The sequence below is a fragment of the uncultured Roseobacter sp. genome (assembly GCF_947492555.1).
Lineage (GTDB): Bacteria > Pseudomonadota > Alphaproteobacteria > Rhodobacterales > Rhodobacteraceae > Roseobacter.
The window spans coordinates 463,997-486,186 of the sequence record NZ_CANLNE010000002.1 but is presented as its reverse complement, the minus strand read 5'-3'; the positions used below and the strand labels follow the sequence as shown (position 1 = coordinate 486,186).

The 22,190-nt window shown below is 59.6% G+C and carries 18 protein-coding genes; 7 read left to right on the top strand and 11 right to left on the bottom strand.

What is annotated here, in order from left to right:
* Window positions 1-45 precede the first annotated feature (45 nt).
* Both Q1A07_RS09410 and Q1A07_RS09405 read right to left on the bottom strand, forming a co-directional pair.
* Window positions 46-1,272 carry a caspase family protein gene (locus Q1A07_RS09410; RefSeq protein ID WP_299780077.1) on the bottom strand — a complete coding sequence of 409 codons (1,227 nt, stop codon included), beginning with the start codon at window positions 1,270-1,272 and terminating at the stop codon, window positions 46-48.
* A gap of 134 nt (window positions 1,273-1,406) precedes the next feature.
* Entirely contained in the window at window positions 1,407-2,009 is a 603-nt protein-coding gene (locus tag Q1A07_RS09405) for an alpha-ketoglutarate-dependent dioxygenase AlkB (RefSeq protein WP_299780075.1), read from the bottom strand.
* A 211-nt stretch (window positions 2,010-2,220) separates the two neighbouring features.
* On the opposite strand from Q1A07_RS09405, the gene dnaK reads away from it, so the two are divergent.
* The 3 genes from dnaK (at window position 2,221) to radC (ending at window position 6,377) form a co-directional block, all read left to right on the top strand.
* Window positions 2,221-4,131: a molecular chaperone DnaK gene (gene dnaK, locus Q1A07_RS09400; RefSeq protein ID WP_299780073.1), complete on the top strand. Its 1,911-nt coding sequence runs from the start codon at window positions 2,221-2,223 to the stop codon at window positions 4,129-4,131.
* Between the two features lie 77 nt (window positions 4,132-4,208).
* Complete coding sequence (gene dnaJ / locus Q1A07_RS09395) at window positions 4,209-5,363, top strand: molecular chaperone DnaJ (protein ID WP_299780071.1); 1,155 nt, start codon at window positions 4,209-4,211, stop codon at window positions 5,361-5,363.
* Between the two features lie 252 nt (window positions 5,364-5,615).
* Complete coding sequence (gene radC / locus Q1A07_RS09390; protein ID WP_299780070.1) at window positions 5,616-6,377, top strand: DNA repair protein RadC; 762 nt, start codon at window positions 5,616-5,618, stop codon at window positions 6,375-6,377.
* A gap of 3 nt (window positions 6,378-6,380) precedes the next feature.
* Here the strand turns inward: radC and Q1A07_RS09385 are convergent, their stop codons facing one another.
* From Q1A07_RS09385 to secA, 3 genes are all read right to left on the bottom strand, one after another.
* The gene (locus Q1A07_RS09385; RefSeq protein ID WP_299780069.1) at window positions 6,381-7,940 is read right to left on the bottom strand and encodes a phosphate ABC transporter substrate-binding/OmpA family protein; all 1,560 of its coding nucleotides are present in this window, start codon (window positions 7,938-7,940) and stop codon (window positions 6,381-6,383) included.
* Window positions 7,941-7,962: 22 nt separating this feature from the next.
* Window positions 7,963-8,991, bottom strand: a complete 1,029-nt coding sequence (locus Q1A07_RS09380) for a hypothetical protein (RefSeq protein ID WP_299780068.1) — start codon at window positions 8,989-8,991, stop codon at window positions 7,963-7,965.
* A gap of 107 nt (window positions 8,992-9,098) precedes the next feature.
* Window positions 9,099-11,810, bottom strand: coding sequence for a preprotein translocase subunit SecA (gene secA, locus Q1A07_RS09375; protein ID WP_299780067.1), 2,712 nt, complete (start codon window positions 11,808-11,810; stop codon window positions 9,099-9,101).
* 173 nt (window positions 11,811-11,983) lie between these two features.
* On the opposite strand from secA, the gene Q1A07_RS09370 reads away from it, so the two are divergent.
* From Q1A07_RS09370 to Q1A07_RS09355, 4 genes are all read left to right on the top strand, one after another.
* Window positions 11,984-12,853, top strand: a complete 870-nt coding sequence (locus Q1A07_RS09370; RefSeq protein ID WP_299780066.1) for a peptidylprolyl isomerase — start codon at window positions 11,984-11,986, stop codon at window positions 12,851-12,853.
* A gap of 2 nt (window positions 12,854-12,855) precedes the next feature.
* On the top strand, window positions 12,856-14,082 hold the full coding sequence (gene argJ, locus Q1A07_RS09365) for a bifunctional glutamate N-acetyltransferase/amino-acid acetyltransferase ArgJ (RefSeq protein WP_299780065.1): 1,227 nt from the start codon (window positions 12,856-12,858) through the stop codon (window positions 14,080-14,082).
* A 5-nt stretch (window positions 14,083-14,087) separates the two neighbouring features.
* The gene (locus Q1A07_RS09360) at window positions 14,088-14,486 is read left to right on the top strand and encodes a (deoxy)nucleoside triphosphate pyrophosphohydrolase (protein ID WP_299780064.1); all 399 of its coding nucleotides are present in this window, start codon (window positions 14,088-14,090) and stop codon (window positions 14,484-14,486) included.
* Between the two features lie 129 nt (window positions 14,487-14,615).
* Window positions 14,616-14,750, top strand: a complete 135-nt coding sequence (locus Q1A07_RS09355) for a hypothetical protein (RefSeq protein WP_268247480.1) — start codon at window positions 14,616-14,618, stop codon at window positions 14,748-14,750.
* A 73-nt stretch (window positions 14,751-14,823) separates the two neighbouring features.
* Here the strand turns inward: Q1A07_RS09355 and infB are convergent, their stop codons facing one another.
* The 6 genes from infB to pip form a co-directional block, all read right to left on the bottom strand.
* Entirely contained in the window at window positions 14,824-17,295 is a 2,472-nt protein-coding gene (infB, locus tag Q1A07_RS09350) for a translation initiation factor IF-2 (protein WP_299780063.1), read from the bottom strand.
* Window positions 17,296-17,304: 9 nt separating this feature from the next.
* Complete coding sequence (locus tag Q1A07_RS09345; RefSeq protein ID WP_299780062.1) at window positions 17,305-17,925, bottom strand: RNA-binding protein; 621 nt, start codon at window positions 17,923-17,925, stop codon at window positions 17,305-17,307.
* Between the two features lie 22 nt (window positions 17,926-17,947).
* Window positions 17,948-19,567: a transcription termination factor NusA gene (gene nusA, locus Q1A07_RS09340; protein WP_299780061.1), complete on the bottom strand. Its 1,620-nt coding sequence runs from the start codon at window positions 19,565-19,567 to the stop codon at window positions 17,948-17,950.
* Window positions 19,568-20,158: a ribosome maturation factor RimP gene (rimP, locus tag Q1A07_RS09335; protein ID WP_299780060.1), complete on the bottom strand. Its 591-nt coding sequence runs from the start codon at window positions 20,156-20,158 to the stop codon at window positions 19,568-19,570. It lies immediately after the preceding gene.
* Between the two features lie 134 nt (window positions 20,159-20,292).
* Window positions 20,293-21,189 carry an ABC transporter substrate-binding protein gene (locus Q1A07_RS09330; RefSeq protein ID WP_299780059.1) on the bottom strand — a complete coding sequence of 299 codons (897 nt, stop codon included), beginning with the start codon at window positions 21,187-21,189 and terminating at the stop codon, window positions 20,293-20,295.
* Window positions 21,186-22,157 (bottom strand): prolyl aminopeptidase, encoded by a 972-nt coding sequence (gene pip, locus Q1A07_RS09325; RefSeq protein ID WP_299780058.1) that lies wholly within the window; start codon window positions 22,155-22,157, stop codon window positions 21,186-21,188. Before pip ends, Q1A07_RS09330 begins: the two co-directional genes overlap by 4 nt.
* Window positions 22,158-22,190 lie beyond the last annotated feature (33 nt).

The following is a 22,190-nucleotide window of genomic DNA, read 5'->3' as shown; positions in this document are numbered from 1 at the left end:
GGCGTTCACGCTGGCTTTCGCCACGTGCCTTACCGTCGAAACGATCTAGGGGCACCCCATCGCGCGTTCCTGCGCCTTGATCTGCGACACGGCGGCTCGTTCGGCAGAGCTCAACGGCACGTTTGCCGCGCTGAGCCCGGGAATGCAGTTCTGATTGGAAAACGCCGCTTGCCCCCGCGCTGACTGAAAGCAATAGCCCCGCTGGTGGAAATACGCGTTGCGTTGCTGCCACAGCGCCTCGCAGGTGGTCTGGGCGGCGCTGGTCTGCGCACCTGTAAACCTGATCCAGTTGGAATGCGCCCACCCCTCCAGCCCGGTCTCCGTGCGCACGTGGAACCACACACCGTCCTGCCCCAGAAACTGCAGCCGTGTGCCTTCGGTCATTTTCGCAAGACGCGCCGCGCCGCTGTACGTCCCCGCGCGCAGGGCCAGAAACCCATCGCCATTCGGATCAAGCCCGGATACCACATGCGTCAGAACCAGGTCGGGCCACTGCGGTTGCGGTTGAGCCGGGGTGGTCGTTTCCGGTTGCGGCGCGGGCGTCGGCAAGTTTACCGGTTGCGCACAGTGGCCGCCCGGTTGTGCGAGGCATATTTTCTTGAGCAAAGAGGAGCTTTCCCAAGGGGTCTGCACGCTGTTGGTTTCCTGAACAACATCATAGCGGACCTTGCGCATCAGCTCGTGCACGTCCTTTTCTTCATCGTTGATGTAACGCAGCAGAGCGCCGGTAAAGGGGCTGTTCCTGCCAGCACCGTCCGATGCAGCCAGACCCGGTTCGGTCGCGAAGGCGACGAAGGTGCTGAGCCCGCCTTTGAGTTCTGCAAGACCCGTTGCGCCCATGCTCTGCAGCGGTTCATCCAGACCTTGGGCAAACGGATTGTCCCGGCATGCATCCATGATGACCACGTTCCTGCTCGCCCTTTGTTCGATATCTTTGATAATGGACTGCAATCGGATCGCCGATTTCTGCACCGTTTCTTCGGTGGTACCTGTCGCATCGACGGGCAGAATGTAGTTTTGTGACCCGAACTGAACCCCATGTCCGGCATAGTAGAAGAGGGCCAGATCGTCTTCATCCAGCCGCGACATCACTCGGAACACCAGCCGCCCGATCTGCTTGCGCGTCAAATCAATGCCTTCGAAAACTTCGAACTCCAGCGCGCGCAATGCATCTGAGACATCCTGAGCGTCCTGGGCCGCATTCGGCAAGTAGCCCAGATGCGCGTAGTCGGAATTGCCCAGCACAAGCGCCACACGATCCTTTGACGACACGGCGACAGGTAGGGACAACACCAAAAGGGTTACAAGAAAAAAGGGGCGAAGAAACAGCATGAATGAGACGCGCATATTGAAAACGACTTATCGTTGCACAGCGCTGGTGTCATTTCAATTGTTCATGGCTGTCGCTATGTCGTCACCCGAAGCGTCAGGTTGATGCGCCCGCCCTTGGGCATCAACGTGCTGGAGCCAAAGCGGATTCGGTCCACACCGTGATAGGCCAGCCGCGCGGCACCGCCCATGACCACGACATCCCCGGAGTTCAGCCAGATCGATTGCGTCTTGCCGCCCCGTTGCGTTCCCCCCATGCGAAACAGCCCATCATCGCCAAGCGATATGGACACCACCGGCCAGTCATAACTGGCCTCGTCTTTGTCCTGATGCAGGCCCATGCGCGCGCCTTTGCCATAATAGTTGATCAAACAACACTCTGGCATGCGGGCCAGCCCCGTCAGGTCGCGCCAGATCTCCAGAACGCTTTCGGGAATATCCGGCCAGGGCGTCCCTTGGGGATGCTGTGGCGCGTATCTGTAGCCCTGCCGGTCGGCGATCCAGCCGTATTGCCCCGCTGCGGTCATCCGCACCGACATCTTTTTACCGCTGGGGGTCACCGGATCAACGAAGGGCGCGGCCCGAACCACCTGACGCAGGGCGTCGAGCAAGGCGTGTTGCGCGTCTGGCGCGAGGTAAGATGTGTGGATTTCGAAGCCCGCAACCGTCAAATGTGCCATGCGTCCCCCGTCGAAGTGCCAATTGAGCAGAATTTGCTATAAGAATCCCCGAGGATGCCGCGCCTAAAGGTTGCAGCGCCCGAGACCCCTCCTTATATACGCTGCGAACCGCACGAAGCGACCCGCTTCCTGTGTTATCCAGATCGGGGCAACGGCGCCATAACGGGCCAATGCTCCGTGTCATCGCCTTGAGTAAATGAGGGATCTAAAAATGGCCAAAGTGATTGGTATCGACCTGGGCACCACCAACAGCTGCATTTCCATCATGGATGGCAGTCAGCCCCGTGTAATTGAAAACTCCGAAGGCGCGCGGACGACCCCGTCCATCGTTGCTTTCACGGATGATGAGCGCCTCGTGGGTCAGCCCGCGAAACGGCAAGCCGTCACCAACCCTGAAAACACCGTCTTTGGCGTCAAGCGTCTGATTGGTCGTCGGTTTGACGATGCGGACCTCGCCAAGGATAAGAAGAACATGCCGTTCAACGTCATTGATGGCGGCAATGGCGATGCCTGGGTGGAAGCCAAGGGTGAGAAATACTCGCCCTCTCAGATTTCCGCTTTCATCCTCGGCAAGATGAAAGAAACCGCCGAGAGCTATCTCGGCGAAGACGTCACGCAAGCAGTCATCACCGTGCCTGCCTACTTCAACGACGCCCAACGTCAGGCGACCAAGGATGCGGGCAAGATCGCGGGCCTCGAAGTGCTGCGGATCATCAACGAGCCCACAGCAGCGGCGCTCGCCTATGGTCTGGACAAAGAGCAGACGCAAACCATCGCGGTTTATGACCTTGGTGGCGGGACCTTCGACGTGACCATTCTGGAGATCGACGACGGCCTGTTTGAGGTGAAATCCACCAACGGGGACACTTTCCTCGGCGGTGAAGACTTCGACATGCGCATCGTCAACTACCTGGCGGGTGAATTCAAAAAAGAGCACCAGGTGGACCTGACCGCTGATAAAATGGCCCTGCAGCGCCTGAAAGAAGCGGCGGAGAAAGCCAAGATCGAGCTCAGCAGCGCCAGCCAGACCGAGATCAACCAGCCGTTCATTTCCATGGGTGCCAATGGTCAACCGTTGCACATGGTCATGAAGCTGACGCGCTCCAAGCTGGAATCGCTGGTCAGCGATCTGATCAAGAATTCGATCAAGCCTTGTCAGGCGGCCCTGAAAGACGCAGGTCTCAGCCCCTCCGACATCGACGAGGTTGTTTTGGTCGGTGGGATGACCCGCATGCCCAAGGTGGTCGAGGAAGTGACCAAGTTCTTCGGCAAAGAGCCGCACAAGGGTGTGAACCCGGACGAAGTGGTCGCCATGGGCGCCGCCATTCAGGCCGGTGTTCTGCAGGGTGACGTGAAGGACGTGGTCCTCCTGGACGTGACCCCGCTGTCGCTCGGCATCGAGACGCTGGGTGGCGTGTTCACCCGCCTGATCGACCGCAACACCACGATCCCGACCAAGAAGTCCCAGATCTTCTCCACCGCCGAAGACAACCAGAACGCGGTGACAATCCGGGTCTTCCAGGGTGAGCGTGAGATGGCCTCCGACAACAAGATCCTCGGCGCCTTCAACCTTGAGAACATCCCGCCCGCCCCGCGCGGCATGCCGCAGATCGAAGTCACCTTTGACATCGACGCCAACGGCATCGTGTCGGTGGGCGCGCTCGACAAGGGCACGATGAAAGAGCAGAAGATCACGATCCAGGCGTCGGGTGGTCTGTCGGACGAAGACATCGACAAAATGGTCAAGGACGCCGAGGAGAACGCGGAGGCCGACAAGGAGCGCCGCGAGCTGATCGAGGCCAAGAACCAGGCGGAAAGCCTCATCCACTCGACCGAGAAGTCGATGGAAGAGCATGCCGACAAGGTCGATCCGACCACCATCGAAGCCATCGAACTGGCGATTGCCGCACTCAAGGACGAGCTGGAAACCGAGAATGCCGAGAAGATCAAATCCGGTATCCAGAACGTGACCGAAGCGGCGATGAAACTGGGCGAGGCCATCTACAAGGCCGCGCAAGAAGAGGGTGAAGACGTGGCCGAGGCCACCGACGAGCCCCGCGCTGATGACGATGATATCGTCGACGCCGAGTTCGAAGATCTCGACGACGACAAGCGCGCGTAAGTTGCGCGATACCCGGAACCACTGCATAGGCCGACCCCCGGGTCGGCCTCTCACGTTCCAGTAAGGGGACCTACCGGATGGCAAAACGTGATTATTACGACGTACTTGGTGTCGCCAAAGGCGCCTCTGCGGACGAGATCAAGAAGGGGTATCGCCAAAAGGCGAAGGAACTGCACCCGGATCGCAACAAAGACAATCCAGACTCTGAATCGCAATTCAAAGAGGCCAACGAGGCCTATGAAGTTCTGAAAGACGCAGACAAGAAAGCAGCTTATGACCGCTTTGGTCACGCCGCTTTCGAAGGCGGCATGGGCGGCGGTGGTGGCCGTCCCGGCGGCGGGTTTGGCGGCGGCCAGGGCGATTTTGGATCTGCCTTCTCGGATGTCTTCGATGACCTCTTCGGCGATTTCATGGGTGGCCAACGCGGCGGCGGTGGACGCCGGGCCGCACGGGGCTCCGATCTGCGCTACAATCTGCGCATCTCGCTCGAAGACGCCTACGCTGGTCTGCAAAAGACGATCAACGTACCGGGCTCGGTCGGTTGTGACAGCTGCAACGGCTCCGGCGCAGAGGGCGGCGCCGAACCGACCACCTGCCCGACCTGTTCCGGCATGGGGAAAGTGCGCGCTCAGCAGGGGTTCTTCACGGTCGAACGGACCTGCCCGACGTGCTCCGGCCTGGGTCAGCACATCAATAATCCCTGTAAATCCTGCAATGGCGCTGGCCGGATCGAAAAAGAGCGGGCGCTTAACGTGAACATCCCCGCCGGTGTCGAAACCGGCACCCGCATCCGTCTGGCTGGTGAAGGCGAAGCGGGCATGCGGGGCGGACCGTCGGGCGATCTCTATATCTTCATCGATGTGATCGAACACGAACTGTTCTCGCGCGAGGGTGGGAACCTTTTCTGCCGCGTACCCGTTTCCATGGCCAAGGCGGCTCTTGGCGGGTCCATCGAAGTACCGACCATCGACGGCGGGCGTGGGCGCGTGCAAATCCCGTCGGGCAGCCAATCCGGTCGCCAGATGCGTCTGCGCGGCAAGGGCATGCCCGCGCTGCGCGGCGCCGGATCAGGGGATATGTTCATCGAATTGGCGGTGGAAACCCCGGTGAACCTGACCGCCCGGCAAAAGGAACTTCTGGCTGAATTCGAGGACCTCTCCGAGAACAACAACCCGGAGACCTCCAGCTTCTTTTCCTCCGTGAAAACCTTCTGGGACTCCATGAAAGGGTGATCTTGCGCCTTGGAAACGCTCCGGTGGAGCGTTTCGCCAGATCGCCTGTGAAGCCCCGATTTCTGTAACCTCCGGAAGACGCAAACCAAAAGGGTGGCCTAAAGCCCACCTTACCTGTCTGGTCGACGGTCGCCTATGAGCCCGACATGTTTGGTGTTGTGGGGCAGGTCGGATCATCATGCGCATCGCACCAACTTCATTTCACATCTCGGGTTAACCAATCAGAAACCATGACTCCGCAAAGTCAGGCACATGAGTCGTGACCCACATACCTTCGCCGAATCCACCCTGCCCTTCCTGCTTGACGAAGCGGAGCCTGTCCCCCTTCCCAGCGGCACGACACCCTCCTACATCGCAGATCACCGCAAGCGTCTGCGCCTTCGTTTCACTGAAGGCGGCGCAGCCGCCATGCCGGATTATGAGATGTTAGAGTTGGTTCTGTTCCGGGCAATCCCGCGCCGCGATGTGAAGCCACTGGCCCGCGCCCTGATGGACCGGTTTGGCGATTTCAACCGCGTGTTGACCGCGCCCGCGGAACGGCTGCGCGATGTGCCCGGCGTTGGCGAGGCGGTGATAACCGAACTCAAGATTGTCGAAGCCTCGGCCCACCGGATGGCCCGCGCCCGCGTACTCGAACAAAACGTCGTTAGCAGTTGGGACGCCTTGCTGGATTACTGTCACACAACCATGGCGCATCGCGAGACCGAACAATTCCGCGTACTGTACCTCGACCGGAAGAACGTGGTCATCGCCGACGAAGAGCAGGCCCGGGGCACTGTCGATCATGTGCCGGTTTATCCACGCGAAGTTGCCAAGCGAGCGCTGGAGTTGAATGCCAGCGCTTTGATTTTGGTACATAATCATCCTTCAGGCGATCCAACACCTTCACAGGGCGATATCGCCATGACGGATCAGATCAACGCCGCTTGTCAGGCCCTCGGGCTCACGCTGCATGACCACCTGATCATCGGTAAATCGCGTGAGTTGAGTTTTCGCAGCGAAGGCTATCTCTGAGCTTTAGCGCACCCAGACCTCGACCCGGCGGTTGGCCTGACGCCCCCAGGCGCTGCCGTCGCAGGCCATGGGCATCGCCTCACCGAAGGCATCCACATCTATCACAACACGATCCAGATCGGCCGTTTCCGCCGCCTCGATGATTGCGCTGCGCACCGCCTCCGCGCGGCGCAAAGCAATGCCGCGGTTGGCCTCAGCAGGACCTTCACCATCGCTGAACCCGACAAGCAAAAGCTTACGCGCGTCATAGCGACCCTGTTCCAGCCCGCGTGCCAATTGCTGGATATTGGAGCGCGACTGGGCATCCAGCCGAACAGACCCGGCCTCAAAGCGAAAGGAGGTTGTCAGCCGCTTCATGGGTGACAATACGGAGACCATGCGTTGCAATTCGGAGAGCGGCACCTCGGCGCCTGCAGAGGCGATTGCATTGACAAACCTGTTGCCCTGATCGTCCACCGGCACCTCTTCCGGAGCCTGATCAACGAACCCGGCGCGCCGGATCACGATCTGCGCTGAGGGGCCACGTGTATAGGCCAGAAACTCGCGCGCGATCCTGGGCAGGCGGCGCGCGGGCAGGTAGATGAACATAGGGGCGGTAAGCGGGTAATCCTCTGTCTTGATCGTGCGCCGGGTTGCGCGCAAGGGCCGCCCGCAAACGCCTGTCAGCGTAAGGGCCTGTGCGTTTCCAACCTCGGCAAAGCTCGCCACACCCAGTGCAAAAGCGTCCCGCGCCACGTGATCTGACAAGTCGGCACCCCGCGCATGGCGTATTATTTCCGATGACATCTGCAGTTGAGCAGGGGCGATGATCTCATCCTCAATGGCCTGCCCCAACCCGGTTTCAGGCGCGGGCGCGTGCAGGGCGATGGGCGCATCAGGTCCCCCCAGGTCGGACCAATTGGTGATCTGACCCGCATAGGCGCGTGCAAGATCAACGGGCGAGATATCTCGGACGGGATTGTTCGGCGCAACAATGGGCACCACGGCATCCAGGGCCAGCACACGGCTGCGGTTGTTGCCGGTCATGTCCCCCATGCCCGCTTCCGCGGCACGCAACAGCTCGTCTTCGCGAATTTCACGCAGCGCCATGACAATATCCGCCTCATTGGCCAACAGATCGGCAAAGCCTTCGTCTGTATTGGTCACGCGAAAGAAGAAGACGGCTGCAAGCTTGCCAGTCCGTTCGTCGGTCAGGCTGTAATTGAAACGTGTTTTTCCCTCGACCATGCGCAGCGCAATATATCCATTACGCAGGGCAAACCCTTCGATGAGCGCGGGCATCAGGACCGCGCCCATGGTTGCCGATCCGGAGATACTCAGTTCTGCCACGTAGTCCTGAAGATTTGGACAGCCGGGCCCGTCACACAAAACGCCGGAGCCATCCACAGTCAATTCGCCGTAGAGCGTGTCGATGCGGTAAAACTCTCCGTCAAACCCAAGCAAGGTACCGGTCAGCTCGATACGGCCATCGCGCGATGTCAGGGTCACATCTTGCGCGACCGCAGGAAGCCAGAGACTGCATAGAAAAAGTGCAGCGAAAACCGCCGCACGTCTCAATTTCATTTGAAAGGACCTCGTCGCAGTGTCAGTTCGATGCGACTGTCAGGTCTTCGAGCGGATTATTCAACACCAGAAAGTTGCCAACGGCTCCACATCCTGGCACGGAGAGTGATACCGTGCGGGCCGGCAGCGCGGTTCCGCTCATCAGTTTCAACGCGGTTGCCTCTACTTCGCGACCGCAGTTGGCCGCTGTGACTTCCGTCTCAATGCTGACTTCCAGCGCGTCTATGGTCTGCGCGATCTTCGCCGGATAGGTATAAACTTCGGCCATTCTGGCGTTTGCAGCGGCACTGTCCCCGTGGCGTGTCAGAAAGCCACCAGATCCATCCGTCACAACCGAAATGTCGCGCATGGCACCGGCCCAAACGTGACCTGATTCACCATAATGGGCACCGAACTCCCGTACGTGAAGCTGAACGGTGTTGTTGCCTTCCCACTGGACGGCCACGCGATCATAGAGCGAAACGCTGGGCACCGATGCCTGAGCATGCGCCATGTACTCATTGACAAATATGACGTCGAATTTCGCATCTTCGGCCAGAGCCGGTACGGTCATGTCCAACCCGCCGGACGCGGATGTGGTTTCAGTGAATTCCAGTCCATCGTGGCGCACAGTCACCCGTTCGTTCTGCATGCACGGGGCTGTCAGGCTCAGCTTTACCATAGCGGCGGCAAAGGGCTCGGCGGACAATTTCACGGGGCATAGATGTTTTGGGCGACTCTCAGGCGCGACAGGCTCATAAAGAGGACTGACCGCTGAGGCGTAGACCAAAACCGGTTCATCCAGTGTTGGCAGTTTACGCAAAGTCTCGACATCGGCAGAGGTCAGGATGATTTCGCTGATGTCCAATGCCGGTTCATCTTTGGAAAACGGTGTGTCGGGGAATTCAATGACATCCAGCGGCAATGCGCTTTGCACTTTCAGCTTTTCGGGAGACGCCTGCGCGGATCCATAACGAAGCTCGGCAACTTCGCCGCTCTGCATCACGAAACCGATGCCGACAGCGCAGGCTAAGGTGCCTACAGCCGTCATGATTTCTGTCTTATGCGACATCTGTTTTGATCCCTCTCCACCAGTCGGACAAAACCTTAATGAAAGGTAAACACGGCTGAGTTGTGACCGCGGAGAGGAGTCATTCAGGCAAGAAGAAGGCAGACAGGTTAGACGAGGCGTCCGTGACAGTGTTTGAACTTTTTTCCAGACCCACAAGGGCATTGCTCGTTCCGCCCGGGATTTCCCCAGGTCGACGGATCGTCTTCGACAAAGCCTGGTGCCGCATCACCGCCCGATTCACCGGCTGCCGCACTGCCCGCCGTCGCAACGGCTGCCGCAGTCTGAGCCGCTGCCTGCTGTGCCCGCATCTGTTCAAGCATCTCGCGTTGCTCTTCTTCGGACAGAGGCCGGATCTGCGAAAGCTTCTGCGTAACGTCCGACCGCAGGCTATCGAGCATGCCTTCAAAAAGCTGAAAGGACTCGTTCTTGTACTCGTTCAGCGGATCACGCTGGGCATATCCGCGGAACCCGACAACAGATCGCAGGTGTTCCAGCGTCAGCAGATGCTCGCGCCACTTGCTGTCAATGGCCTGCAGCAAAAGCTGCTTTTCAATGTTGCGCATGTTCTCGGAGCCGAACTGTTCGGCCTTGTTCGCCATGAATTCGTCAGTGGCCGCAACCAGACGCTCCTGGATCGCCTCATCATCGACGCCTTCTTCTTCGACCCAGTCCATGACCGCCACGTCAACGCCGAGCTGGTCTTTCACCGCCTCATAAAGACCTTCGGAGTCCCATTGGTCCGCATAGGTATTCGGCGGCAGGTACTGATCGATCATATCGTCGATCACCTGGTGGCGCATGTCGGTCGTTATCTCGCTGAGATCGGCGGCTTCCATGATATCCCGACGCTGGGTGAAGACCACTTTGCGCTGCTCGTTCATCACGTCATCGAACTTCAAGAGCTGCTTGCGGATGTCGAAATTGCGCCCTTCGACCTTGGCCTGTGCCCGCTCCAGTGACTTGTTGACCCAGGGGTGAATGATGGCTTCCCCCTCCTTGAGGCCAAGCGTTGTCAGCACCTTTTCGAGACGTTCGGACCCAAAAATACGCATAAGATCGTCTTCGAGGCTCAGGTAAAACGACGACCGGCCGGGGTCTCCCTGACGGCCAGAGCGACCGCGCAGCTGGTTGTCGATCCGTCGGCTTTCATGGCGTTCGGAGGCCAGAACATAGAGGCCACCTGCCTCCAGCACTTTGGATTTCTCATCTGCGTGCTCGGCTTCAACCTTTGCCCGTATCTCTTCCGGATCGGCGTCAGGATCAGCTGCAATGGCGTTCATCACCTGCATGTCCACATTGCCACCCAACTGGATGTCCGTCCCGCGACCAGCCATGTTGGTCGCGATGGTCACCGCGCCGAATTTGCCCGCGTCCGCGACGATCTGCGCCTCCTGCTCGTGCTGGCGCGCGTTCAGAACGTTGTGCTTGATCCCGGCGTCCGTCAGCATCTTGCTCAGCACTTCGGACTTCTCGATCGAGGTGGTGCCAACCAGCGCCGGCTGGCCCTTGGCATTGCTTTCCTTGATCTGATCCAGCATGGCGGAGTATTTCTCGCGCACGGTGCGGTAGACCTGATCGTCATCGTCAATCCGGGCAATCGGCCTGTTAGTGGGTACCTCGACAACACCCAGCCCGTAAATTTCCTGGAACTCTTCTGCTTCGGTCAGCGCCGTCCCGGTCATGCCTGCCAGCTTGTCATAAAGACGGAAGTAGTTCTGGAAGGTCACCGAGGCCAGCGTCACGTTCTCGGGTTTGATGGCCACGTGTTCCTTGGCCTCAATCGCCTGGTGCAAACCGTCCGACAGACGGCGTCCTGCCATCATCCGGCCGGTGAATTCGTCAATCAGCACCACCTCGTTATCGCGGACGATATAGTCCTTGTCGCGCTGAAACAGCTTGTGCGCCCGAAGGCCCTGGTTCACGTGGTGCACGATGGTCGTGCTTTCCGGATCGTAGAGGGTTTGTCCCTCTTCCAACAACTCGCGCGACCGCAGCAGATCTTCCAGGAATTCGTTGCCTTCATCCGTGAAGGTCACGTTCCGGGTCTTTTCGTCAAGCTCGAAATGGCTCTCATCCAGCTCCGGGATCACCACATCGATGGTTTTGTACATCTCGGACCGATCCTGCGCTGGACCGGAAATGATCAAGGGCGTGCGGGCTTCGTCGATCAGGATCGAATCCACCTCGTCCACAATCGCGAAGTTGTGATGCTTCTGGAAAATCTGGCTCAGCTCCGACTTCATATTGTCGCGCAGATAGTCAAACCCAAGCTCGTTATTCGTCGCATAGGTGATGTCACTGCCATAGGCGTTGCGCTTGTCCTCCTCGGACATCTCGGAATAGGCCACACCCGTGGTCAGACCCAGCGCGCCAAAGACCTGACCCATCCAGGCGGCATCGCGTTTGGCAAGGTATTCGTTCACGGTGACGATGTGCACACCCTTGCCGGTCAGACCGTTCAGGTAGGCGGCAAATGTCGCGGTCAGCGTCTTGCCCTCACCGGTCTTCTGTTCCGCGATATTGCCCTGATGCAGGAACACCGCCCCCATGAGCTGCGTATCAAAGGCGCGCAGGCCCAGCGCCCGGCGCGCCGCTTCACGGCAGTTGGCAAAAGCTTCGGGCAGCAGGTCGTCAAGGTTTTCGCCATCCAGAGCGCGCTTGCGCAGCTCTTCGGTCTTTTCCTTGATGCCATCGTCGCTCAGTTTTTCGAACTCTGGCTCTAGCGCGTTGATCTTTTCGATCAGCGGGCGGGTCGCTTTGACTTTGCGGTCGTTTGGTGTCCCAAAGACCTTTTTTGCGATTGTTCCGATGCCCAGCATGCGTTCTCCAGCCGAAGTTTAGGGAATGGCGCCGATTTGCTTGCTCGTCTGCGGCACAGCCCATAGATAGAAAGGGAACGCAGCACCCTAGCCGCGCCCATAGGGCGATGTAAGGGTCACGCCAAACCGTGTCAATGTCGCGCCCTGCCGTGACGCAGCCCAAGGACCAATCCATGCAAAAACACCTCACCCTCATGGCCAGCGCCGCGCTGCTGGTCACATTGGCTATGCCGTCCTGGGCCCAGACAGAAACGGAAACCGATGCGGAGCCGCCCACCGCTGAAACGGTTGTCGCGACGGTTAATGGTGTCGAGATCACACTGGGTCACATGATCGTTGCGCGCGCCAGCCTGCCGCAACAATATCAGCAGCTGGATGACAAAGTCCTTTATGACGGCATTCTGGAGCAGCTGGTTCAACAAAGTGCCCTGGCGCAGAACTTCGAAGGCGAATTGCCCCTGCGGATCACCAAATCGCTGGAGAATGAACGCCGTTCGCTGGTGGCTGGCGAAGTCGTAGAGGCCGTGTTGCAGGACGCGATCACAGACGAAGCCCTCCAGGCGCTCTATGATCGGCAATTCGGGGATATCGATCCCGAAGAGGAATACAACGCCTCCCATATTCTGGTGGAAACCGAAGAGGCCGCCTTGGCCGTCAAGGAAACCATTGACGGGGGTGCAGATTTCGGCGCCACCGCGCGGGAAAAATCGACGGGGCCGTCCGGTCCGAACGGTGGGGAGTTGGGGTGGTTCGGCGCCGGTATGATGGTGCCTGCGTTCGAGGCCGCGACCATCGCGCTTGAGGTGGGTGAGGTTTCGGCCCCGGTGCAGACCCAGTTCGGCTGGCACATCATCAAGCTCAACGAAACGCGCAAAGCGGATATCCCGGCGCTGGAAGATGTCCGGGAAGAGTTGACCCAGGAACTCAGTCAGATTGCGGCGCAGGAAGCGATCCGGGACGCAACCGATGCGGCGGATGTTCAGGTCCCTGCCGATCTGGAAGTCGACCCGGCGGTGCTGAAACAGACAGACCTTCTGGAATAACGATGGCCAAGATTTCCGCGGTTTCGCCGCTGGCGCCCAAGGCGTTTCCGGACCTGCCCGCTGTCGAGGGTGTGACATTTGCCACCATCGCTGCCGGTGTTCGGTATCAGGGACGCGATGACGTCATGCTTGCATGCATGTCACCCGGCACGGCGATTGCCGGTGTCTTTACCACCTCGGCGACCCGGGCTGCACCAGTGTTGGACTGTCAGGCCAAGCTGGGGGGGGATGCCGACTCCGGGGCCGCTATTCTCGTCAACTCGGGCAACGCAAACGCCTTTACCGGGCGCAATGGAGAAGATGCGGTGGGTGCCATCACCCTTGCCGCTGCCACCGCCTGCAATATCCCGCAAGAGCGTGTTTTTACCTCTTCAACCGGGGTGATCGGAGAGCCGTTGCCCTTCGACCGCATCACCGCGCATCTGAAAACTCTGTCTGACACACAAGACGCAAAAGGCATCGCCGCGGCAGCGCGGGCCATCATGACGACAGACACCTTCCCCAAGGGGACCAGCGCCACGGTCGATATAGCGGGCAGAGCCGTCACCATCGCGGGCATCGCTAAAGGCTCGGGCATGATCGCGCCGGACATGGCGACGATTCTGGTCTATATCTTTACGGATGCGAAAATACCGCAAGCGGAACTTCAGGCGATGGTGTCGGGTCACAACGCCAGCACCTTCAACTGCATTACGGTCGACAGTGACACCTCGACCTCCGACACGCTTCTGGTGGCGGCAACGGGCGCATCGGGCGTGGATGTCAGCGGTGATCTCGCCTTTTCCGACGCGCTGCATGGGGTGATGCTGGAGCTGGCGCATCAGGTTGTGCGGGATGGTGAAGGCGCCACGAAGTTCGTGGAGATCTGCGTCACCGGCGCCAAAACGGATACCGACGCCAAAACGCACGCCCTTTCCATCGCGAACTCCCCACTGGTGAAGACCGCCATTGCAGGCGAAGATCCCAATTGGGGCCGTGTGGTCATGGCCGTGGGCAAATCCGGTGCGGCGGCGGATCGCGATCTGCTGTCGATCCGGTTTGGTGACGTGGTCGTGGCCGAAAAAGGATGGGTCAGCGCGGGCTATGACGAGACACAGGCAGCCGCACATATGAAAGGCCAGGAGTTGTTCATCGGCGTGGACATCGGTTTGGGGGATGGCAGGGCCACCGTCTGGACCTGCGATCTGACCCACGGCTACATCGACATCAACGCCGATTACCGGTCCTGACCTCCATGAAAACTGTTCTCGTTTCCGCTGTCGCCCTGATTGATGTGGATGGGCGCGTCCTGCTGGCGCAACGGCCCGAAGGCAAATCCATGGCCGGTCTCTGGGAGTTTCCCGGCGGCAAAGTCGAGCCGGGCGAGACACCCGAAGTGGCGTTGATCCGCGAACTGGAAGAAGAGCTGGGGATCAATACATGGGCCTCCTGCCTGGCCCCGCTGACCTTTGCGAGCCACAGCTACGATGACTTTCACCTGCTGATGCCGCTTTTTGCCTGCCGCAAGTGGGAAGGCACCCCGATGTCACGCGAAAATCAGACATTGAAATGGGTGCGGCCGACAGCCCTCAGGGACTACCCGATGCCGGCTGCGGACGTGCCTTTGATCCCTATTCTGCGCGATTGGCTGTAGGCAATCTCGCTGCGGGCGACATTGTTCGCAATTTTTCGCCTATTAGAGGAAAACACGAATTTTGTTTATGGTAATTTAATCAAACTGAGATAACTGTTTCATAGTCATTATCCTGGGGAGGAGAACGACATGTTACGGACGATCACTCTGGGGAGTGCTGTGTCGATTCAGGGGCTATACGTGAGGGCATTGCCCGACGGGCGTATCGTCGTGAAAGTAGATGACACAAGCTACACGGGCGCGCCGGTCACCAAAGCGGCCTGATAAAGCACTCAAACACACACGAAAAAGGGAACAGCGTCCGCGCTGTTCCCTTTTTTCTTTTTTGTTCTGCTGCTTAACTCAGAGTCCGCGTGATTTCCTCGCGCTCGAAAATCTCGATCACATCGTCAGCACGGATATCGTCGTAATTCTCGAACGCCATACCACATTCCTGACCGGACTGAACTTCGGCAACTTCGTCCTTGAAGCGCTTGAGCGTTTTCAGCGTGCCTTCGTGAATCACAACGTTGTCCCGCAGCAAGCGCACCCCGGCAGACCGGCGTGCAACGCCTTCCGTCACCAGGCAACCGGCAACTTTGCCGACGCCCGTCACCTTGAAGACCTCTTTAATCGTTGCGTACCCAATGAAGTTTTCGCGGATTTCTGCGCTGAGCAGGCCGGAAGCCGCCGCTTTCACGTCGTCCACGAGATCGTAGATCACCGAGTAATAGCGGATTTCCACGCCTTTCTGGTTGGCCGTGTTCCGTGCAGAAGCATTTGCCCGCACATTAAAACCCATGATGGGTGCGCCCGATGCTTCGGCCAGACCCACGTCCGTTTCGGTGATGGCGCCGACACCCGAATGCAGCACGCGTACGCGCACTTCATCGTTGCCGATCTTTTCCATCGCTTGAACGATCGCCTCTGCAGAACCCTGCACATCCGCTTTGACCAGAATGGGCAACTCGTTGACGTTCTCATCGGCCTTGGCATTTGCCATCAGCTGTTCGAGCGTGGTCGCCGCACCCGCCGCCGCACGTTTGTCTTTCGCGGCATTCGCACGGTATTCGGCGATTTCACGAGCCTGTGCTTCGGTTTCGGTCACGTTCAGGACGTCGCCCGCTTCGGGTGTGCCGTTCAGGCCCAACACCTCGACGGGCACTGACGGACCGGCTTCTTTCACGCGGTCGCCCTGATCGTTGATCAGCGCACGCACCTTACCGTATTGCTCGCCCACAACGAAGATATCGCCCTGACGCAATGTGCCGTTCTGTACCAGAACAGTCGCCACAGGCCCGCGGCCCACATCCAACTGTGCTTCGATCACGGCACCCTGGGCCGCACGATCCGGGTTGGCCTTCAGCTCCAGAATTTCGGCTTGAAGCGCAATGGCTTCCAGCAGCTCATCCAGACCCTGACCGGTGATCGCGGAGACTTCGACGTCCTGCACTTCACCTGACATCTTCTCGACGATAACCTCGTGCTGCAGCAGGTCTGTCCGCACCTTGTCCGGATCAGCCGCCGGGCGGTCAATCTTGTTGATCGCCACGATCATTGGCACTTCCGCCGCCTTCGCATGGTTGATCGCCTCGATGGTCTGCGGCATCACCGCGTCATCCGCAGCCACCACCAACACAACGATGTCTGTCACCTGCGCCCCGCGGGACCGCATCGATGTGAACGCGGCGTGACCCGGCGTATCAAGGAAGCTCAAGAGCTGGCCGCCATCGGTTTTCACCTGATAGGCACCGATGTGTTGCGTGATCCCGCCCGCTTCACCGGCAACAACCTTGGCGTTACGGATCGCATCGAGCAGCGAAGTTTTACCGTGGTCAACGTGACCCATGATGGTGATGACTGGTGGCCGCGCCTTGAGATCTTTTGCGTCGTCTTCGACTTCCTTGATCACGTCTTCGACGTCCGCATCGGAAACCCGGACCACCTTGTGACCGAATTCCTCGACGATCAGCTCGGCGGTGTCCTGGTCAATGGTCTGGTTCTGCGTGACCATCATGCCGTTGTTCATCAACGCCTTGACGACCTCGCCAACTTTTTCAGACATCCGGTTCGCCAGTTCCGAGACGACAATCGCCTCAGGCACCTGCACATCACGCATGACCTTTTCACGCTCGACCTGACCGCCCATGGCTTTCTGACGTGCGCGTTCCTGCTTGCGTTTCATCGCAGCCATGGAGCGTTGCCGCCCGCCTTCGCCGCCACGCAACGCCTGATTGAGCGTCAGCTTGCCGGAGCGACGGTTGTCGTCACCACCCTTGCCGCGCTTGTTATCGCGGTCACGGTCCTGCTGTTTGCGCGGGGCCGCTTCCGGTGCCTTGGTGCTGGTGGGACGTGCAACAACGGGCTCTTCTACGGGAGCCGCAGCCGCCTTGGCCGCTGCTTCCGCCTCCTCCTTGCGGCGCGCGTCTTCCTCGGCCTTGGCCTTGAGGCTTTCTTCGCGCTCGCGTTCCTGCTGTTCCTTGGCTTCCTGCTCGGCGCGGCGACGCTCGCGCTCTTCGGCGCGTGCTTTCTCCTGCGCTTCACGTGCCGCGGCCTCTTCGACCTCACGTGCCTTGGCAGCCTGAACAGCCTTCAGACGGCGGTCCATTTCCGCATCGGAAATACCCGCCGGGCGTCTGGAGGGATCACCGGTCGCCGCGCTGCCGGACCCGGTTTTACCCGCACCCGGTTTCGGCACCACAACGCGCTTGCGCTTGGTCTCCACCACGACGTTTTTGGTCCGTCCGTGGCTAAAGCTTTGCTTTACGTTGCCCGGACGCGCGCCACCGCCACGCAGACCCAATGTTTTCTTGCCGTCAGTATCGCTCATGAAGCTCGTCTATCCTTTCGAATGGCCGTTGCCACCCTCGTTTTCGCGCACGCCTTTAAGTCGGTTGGCTTCCTCTACAACACGTTGCGTGAGTCCACCAGAGGCGAGCGCCCCATGTATCACAGTTTGACGTCCGAATGCCAAACCCAATTCGTCCGCCGTCAGCCAGCCGATATAATGGCCATAGTGCGGCGTGCTCAATTTCGATTTCCCGCGCCCCGATCCATCCACCGCCTGGATCAGAACCTCTGCCTCTTCCAACTGCAGCCAGCTTTTGACCTTTTCGTATCCGGCAACCGCCTTGCCGGCCTTGCGTTGCAGGGAAATAAGGTCGATCACCCGGCGCGCCAGCTGCCGTTCGACTTCCCCCACCAGATCTTCCGGCACCGTCACCGGTTGTTTTGCGCCACGGGCAAAGAGGCGTTTCTGAACCGCCTTCTCAAGCGCAGCCCTGTCCGCCGCTACATAAATCCCGCGACCAGGCAGTTTGCCCAGAATATCCGGCACAATCTGCCCCTCCGGACCTGCTACAAAGCGGATCAGCCCAAATTTTGGCTGCACCTCGCCTGTGGCAATACACTTGCGGTCTGGACCGTCGGTGCGGTCTTTGGGAGCGCCACCGCGACCCATCAGTTGACCCCGAGGCCTGAAATCAGGCCTCGGTCTCCTCGGCGTCTGCCTCTTCCAGCTCTTCTTCGGCGGCAGCTTCCAGATCGGCGGGATCAACCCAGCCCAACATGACCCGTGCGGTCATGATCAGATCCTGCGCCTCTTCCAGCGAGACATCAAAAGGTTCCAGGACACCGTCATCCTTGACGCGCTCGCCGTCGATGGTTGTCCATCCGCCAGCCAGCTCCCAATCGGCGCAGGTGGCGAAGTCTTCCAGTGTCTTCACATCATCCTTTGCGAGCGCCTCAATCATTTGGGGCGTCAGGCCTTCAAATTCAACCAGGCTGTCCTCGACACCCATGCTGCGGGCGTTCTCAAGGGCCGCCTTGTTCTGCGCTTCCAGCACATCGCGGGCCCGAGCCTGCAGTTCGTTCGCGGTGTCTTCGTCCACCCCGTCAATGACCAGCAGTTCATCCAGTTCCACATACGCTACCTCTTCGAGGTTGGTGAACCCTTCGGACACCAGAAGCTGGGCAAAGAACTCGTCCAGATCGAGGTTATCGACAAAGAGCTTGGTGCGCAGCTCGAACTCGGCCTGACGGCGCGCGCTTTCCTGCTCTTCGGTCATGATGTCGATGTCGAGCCCGGTCAGTTGCGACGCCAGACGCACGTTCTGACCGCGACGACCAATGGCGAGGCTCAGCTGCTCTTCGGGCACCACCACTTCGATCTTGCCTGCTTCCTCGTCCAGAACCACCTTGCTGACTTCCGCAGGTTGCAGCGCGTTCACCAGGAACGTCGGCTGATCCTCGTTCCAGGGGATAATGTCGATCTTTTCGCCCTGCAGCTCGTTCACAACGGCCTGCACGCGGGAGCCACGCATACCGACGCAGGCACCCACCGGATCGATGGACCCGTCATAGGAAATCACCGCGATCTTGGCGCGGGACCCCGGGTCGCGGGCCACCGCCTTGATCTCGATGATGCCGTCATAGATTTCCGGCACTTCCATCTTGAAGAGCTCGGCCATAAATTCCGGTGCCGTGCGGCTAAGGAAAATCTGCGGGCCGCGCTGCTCGCGGCGCACGTCCTTGATGTAGACGCGGATACGGTCGTTGGGGCGGTAGCTTTCGCGCCCAATCTTCTCGTTGCGGCGCAGGATCGCTTCGCCCGCACCCACGTCAACGATGACGTTGCCGTATTCCTCGCGCTTGACGAGCCCGTTGATGATGGTGCCCGCGCGATCCTTGAATTCCTCGAACTGACGATCGCGTTCAGCTTCGCGCACCTTCTGCAGGATCACCTGCTTGGCAGACTGCGCAGCGATGCGGCCCATCTCGACCGGGGGAACCTCTTCAATGAATTCCTGACCAACCTCGGGCGCGTCCATATACTGTTTGGCCTGCTCGACCGTGAATTCGGCCTGATAGTTTTCCAGCTCTTCATCCTCAACCACGGTGCGCACGCGGGTAAAAGTGGCGCGGCCCGTCTTGCGATCAATATGCACACGAATGTCCATCTCGGCGCCGTAGCGGGACTTGGCCGCGCGGGCGAGGGATTCTTCCATCGCCTCGACCACAAGGCCGGGGTCGATCATCTTTTCGCGCGCCACGGCCTCGGCGGTTTGCAGCAGCTCAAGCTGGTTTGCAGAAGTAATTGCCATTTATTGGTCTCCCTCAGCGGAACTCTCCGATGACACCTCATCGGAAATTTCGTCAAATTTTGTCTCGTCGATTGCGCCGCTTGCTTTGCGCTGGCGCAGCATTTCCTTGATCAGATCGTCCGTCAGTACGAGCTTTGCATCCGACAGCCAGTCAAACTTCAAGCCAATCGTCCCTTCGGCGACGTTGATCAGAACTTCGTCATCCTCAATGCCTGCCAGCTCACCCTTGAACCGGCGGCGGCCGTCAATCATCTCGCCCGTCTCGATCTTGGCCTCATAGCCTTCGAACATCTCGAAGTCCTTGAGCCGCGTCAGCGGGCGGTCGATGCCGGGGCTGGACACTTCCAACGTGTATTCGTCGAGAATAGGGTCTTCGACATCCAGAATAGCGCTGACCGCCTGGCTGATCTCGGCGCAGTCGTCGACTTCGATCCCGCCGTCAGGCTTATCGGCCATGATTTGCAGGATCGTGGATTTTCCCGACATCAGACGCACGCGCACCAGCTCAAACCCCATGTCCTCGATCACCGGGGTGATGATCTCGGCCATGCGGCGATCAATGGCAGCTTTTGCAATCAGGTCGTTTGTCATCAGTCTTTCAGGCACAAAAAAACGGGCGCGCGGCCCGTATCGTGTTTCGGTGGTGCGTCTGGTTTGGACCCGAACGCGCCGCTGTTACCGCAGGATATACGCATAGCACACCGAGTCTGCAACCCCTGATAAGGTCAGCCCATCCACCACCGTTCCGCCGCGCGCAGATTATCCAGCGGGGCGCGGGTGCCGACCATCTGCGGCATGTGCAGATTCACCGTTGCGGCAGAGGTGATCTGTTTGGAATCCGGCAGCAGGGCGACATGTGCCAGACCTTCCAGCAGGTCCGCCTCGGTCAGATCAACCGCATCGACGTAGCCGTCCCGCAAGGCCTCTGCCCGCACCATCTCTGCCGGGACAGAGACGAGTTCAACGCGATCAAACCACCCCGCCTCACCATCCTTGTAGTGCTGATCAACCCGTTGGCCGATCAATTGCCGACCGGGCAGGAATTTGTGCACCTGGTAAAGACCGGTGCCGATCCCGCCCGACATCGCCTCGGCCATGTGCTTGGCGGGGTAAATCACAAGATGCGGCGCAGACAGGCGATAGGGGAAGTCCGGATCAGGGCCGGTCAGCGTGATCCGGATCTGGTCCGCGGTCACGGCATCGACGTCGGCAACGTCGGACAGAATGGTGTCGCGGTGCAGCGCAAAGGAGGCCAGCACATCCGCCGCGGTAAAGGGTGCTCCGTTGTGAAAAGTGACATCAGGGCGCAGGTCGATGTGCCAGACTCGGGCATCTGCGCTGCCTTGCCAACGGGCTGCAAGCTCTCCCCGCAGGGTGCCGTCGGCTCCGACCTCGGTGAGTGTGTCAAACACCATGCCCGCCATCGCAACCTGCATGAAAAGACCCTGCGAAAAACGTACATCAAACGCATCGGACCGCGACGCGCCGGATAGCGCCATGCGCAACCGTCCACCGCGCACGGGCGACGGGCCAGCAGACACGCCGGTAGCCGCAAGCAGCGCCGCCGCCGCGCCGGAGGCAAAGAGTGCCCGCCTGTCGATAGGGCGCAAGGCGCGGGTCATTTGCCGCCAATCCTGTCCATGGTGCGCACCAACTCCGCGCTGATGCCCGGTTCCGACAGGGCATGACCCGCATTGCGCACCATCTTGAGATCGCAATTGTCCCACTTCTGCGCCACGGCATAGGCGCTGTCCGGGGGGCAGATCATGTCATAGCGACCCTGCACGATGACCCCGGGGATATGCGCGATCCGTCCGATATGGGCAAGGATCTGGCCATCGAATTCCAGAAATCCATTGTTCGAGAAATAGTGATTCTCGAGCCGGGCAAAAGCCCGCGCATATTCGCCGGGGCTTTCACCGGTGGAGCCTGACGAATGGATCGAGGCCAGCGCGTTCTCCCAGGCCGACCAAGCCTTGGCGTATCGTGTCTCCAGCCCGATATCGCCGGAGAAGAGACGACGACGATAGGCCTCGATCAGATCGCCGCGTTCGTCTTCGGGGATCAGCGCCGTGAACCGCGCCCAGACCTCGGGCCAGAACTTGCCCGCCCCGCCGCCGTAGAACCAGTCAAGCTCGGCACGGGTCATCAGGAAGACCCCCCGCAGCACGATATGACGCACATGATCGGGATGCGCCTGCGCATAAATCAGCGACAGCGTCGCCCCCCAGCTGCCGCCAAAGACGATCCAGTGATCGATGTCCAATTCGCGCCGGATCAGCTCGATATCATCCACCAGATGCCAGGTGGTGTTATGCGTCACGCTCGCATGCGGACGCGACCGGCCACAGCCCCGCTGGTCAAACAGAATCACCCGGTAGATCTCCGGGTCGAAATAGCGCCGCATCGCCGGGCTGCAGCCGCCGCCCGGGCCACCGTGTAAAACAATCACCGGAATGCCGTCCGGGTTACCGCATTGCTCCACATAGACCTTATGTCCCTGACCCACGTCGAGCATCCGCTGATCGAAAGGATCGATCGGCGGGTACAGATATTGCACTGCGCGCTTTTGGTCCGAGAATTTGTCCATTACAGGCCTATATAATACGAAAACGCACTTGAG

What these genes read in the sequence shown, in the direction of transcription:
- secA (WP_299780067.1), bottom strand. Translation starts at nt 11,810, where the DNA reads ATGCTGGGCATCGGAACAATCGCAAAAAAGGTCTTTGGGACACCAAAC.
- Q1A07_RS09385 (WP_299780069.1), bottom strand. Translation starts at nt 7,940, where the DNA reads ATGAAATTGAGACGTGCGGCGGTTTTCGCTGCACTTTTTCTATGCAGT.
- infB (WP_299780063.1), bottom strand. Translation starts at nt 17,295, where the DNA reads ATGAGCGATACTGACGGCAAGAAAACATTGGGTCTGCGTGGCGGTGGC.
- Q1A07_RS09370 (WP_299780066.1), top strand. Translation starts at nt 11,984, where the DNA reads ATGCAAAAACACCTCACCCTCATGGCCAGCGCCGCGCTGCTGGTCACA.
- dnaJ (WP_299780071.1), top strand. Translation starts at nt 4,209, where the DNA reads ATGGCAAAACGTGATTATTACGACGTACTTGGTGTCGCCAAAGGCGCC.
- dnaK (WP_299780073.1), top strand. Translation starts at nt 2,221, where the DNA reads ATGGCCAAAGTGATTGGTATCGACCTGGGCACCACCAACAGCTGCATT.
- nusA (WP_299780061.1), bottom strand. Translation starts at nt 19,567, where the DNA reads ATGGCAATTACTTCTGCAAACCAGCTTGAGCTGCTGCAAACCGCCGAG.
- Q1A07_RS09330 (WP_299780059.1), bottom strand. Translation starts at nt 21,189, where the DNA reads ATGACCCGCGCCTTGCGCCCTATCGACAGGCGGGCACTCTTTGCCTCC.
- pip (WP_299780058.1), bottom strand. Translation starts at nt 22,157, where the DNA reads ATGGACAAATTCTCGGACCAAAAGCGCGCAGTGCAATATCTGTACCCG.
- rimP (WP_299780060.1), bottom strand. Translation starts at nt 20,158, where the DNA reads ATGACAAACGACCTGATTGCAAAAGCTGCCATTGATCGCCGCATGGCC.
- radC (WP_299780070.1), top strand. Translation starts at nt 5,616, where the DNA reads ATGAGTCGTGACCCACATACCTTCGCCGAATCCACCCTGCCCTTCCTG.
- argJ (WP_299780065.1), top strand. Translation starts at nt 12,856, where the DNA reads ATGGCCAAGATTTCCGCGGTTTCGCCGCTGGCGCCCAAGGCGTTTCCG.
- Q1A07_RS09405 (WP_299780075.1), bottom strand. Translation starts at nt 2,009, where the DNA reads ATGGCACATTTGACGGTTGCGGGCTTCGAAATCCACACATCTTACCTC.
- Q1A07_RS09355 (WP_268247480.1), top strand. Translation starts at nt 14,616, where the DNA reads ATGTTACGGACGATCACTCTGGGGAGTGCTGTGTCGATTCAGGGGCTA.
- Q1A07_RS09345 (WP_299780062.1), bottom strand. Translation starts at nt 17,925, where the DNA reads ATGGGTCGCGGTGGCGCTCCCAAAGACCGCACCGACGGTCCAGACCGC.
- Q1A07_RS09380 (WP_299780068.1), bottom strand. Translation starts at nt 8,991, where the DNA reads ATGTCGCATAAGACAGAAATCATGACGGCTGTAGGCACCTTAGCCTGC.
- Q1A07_RS09360 (WP_299780064.1), top strand. Translation starts at nt 14,088, where the DNA reads ATGAAAACTGTTCTCGTTTCCGCTGTCGCCCTGATTGATGTGGATGGG.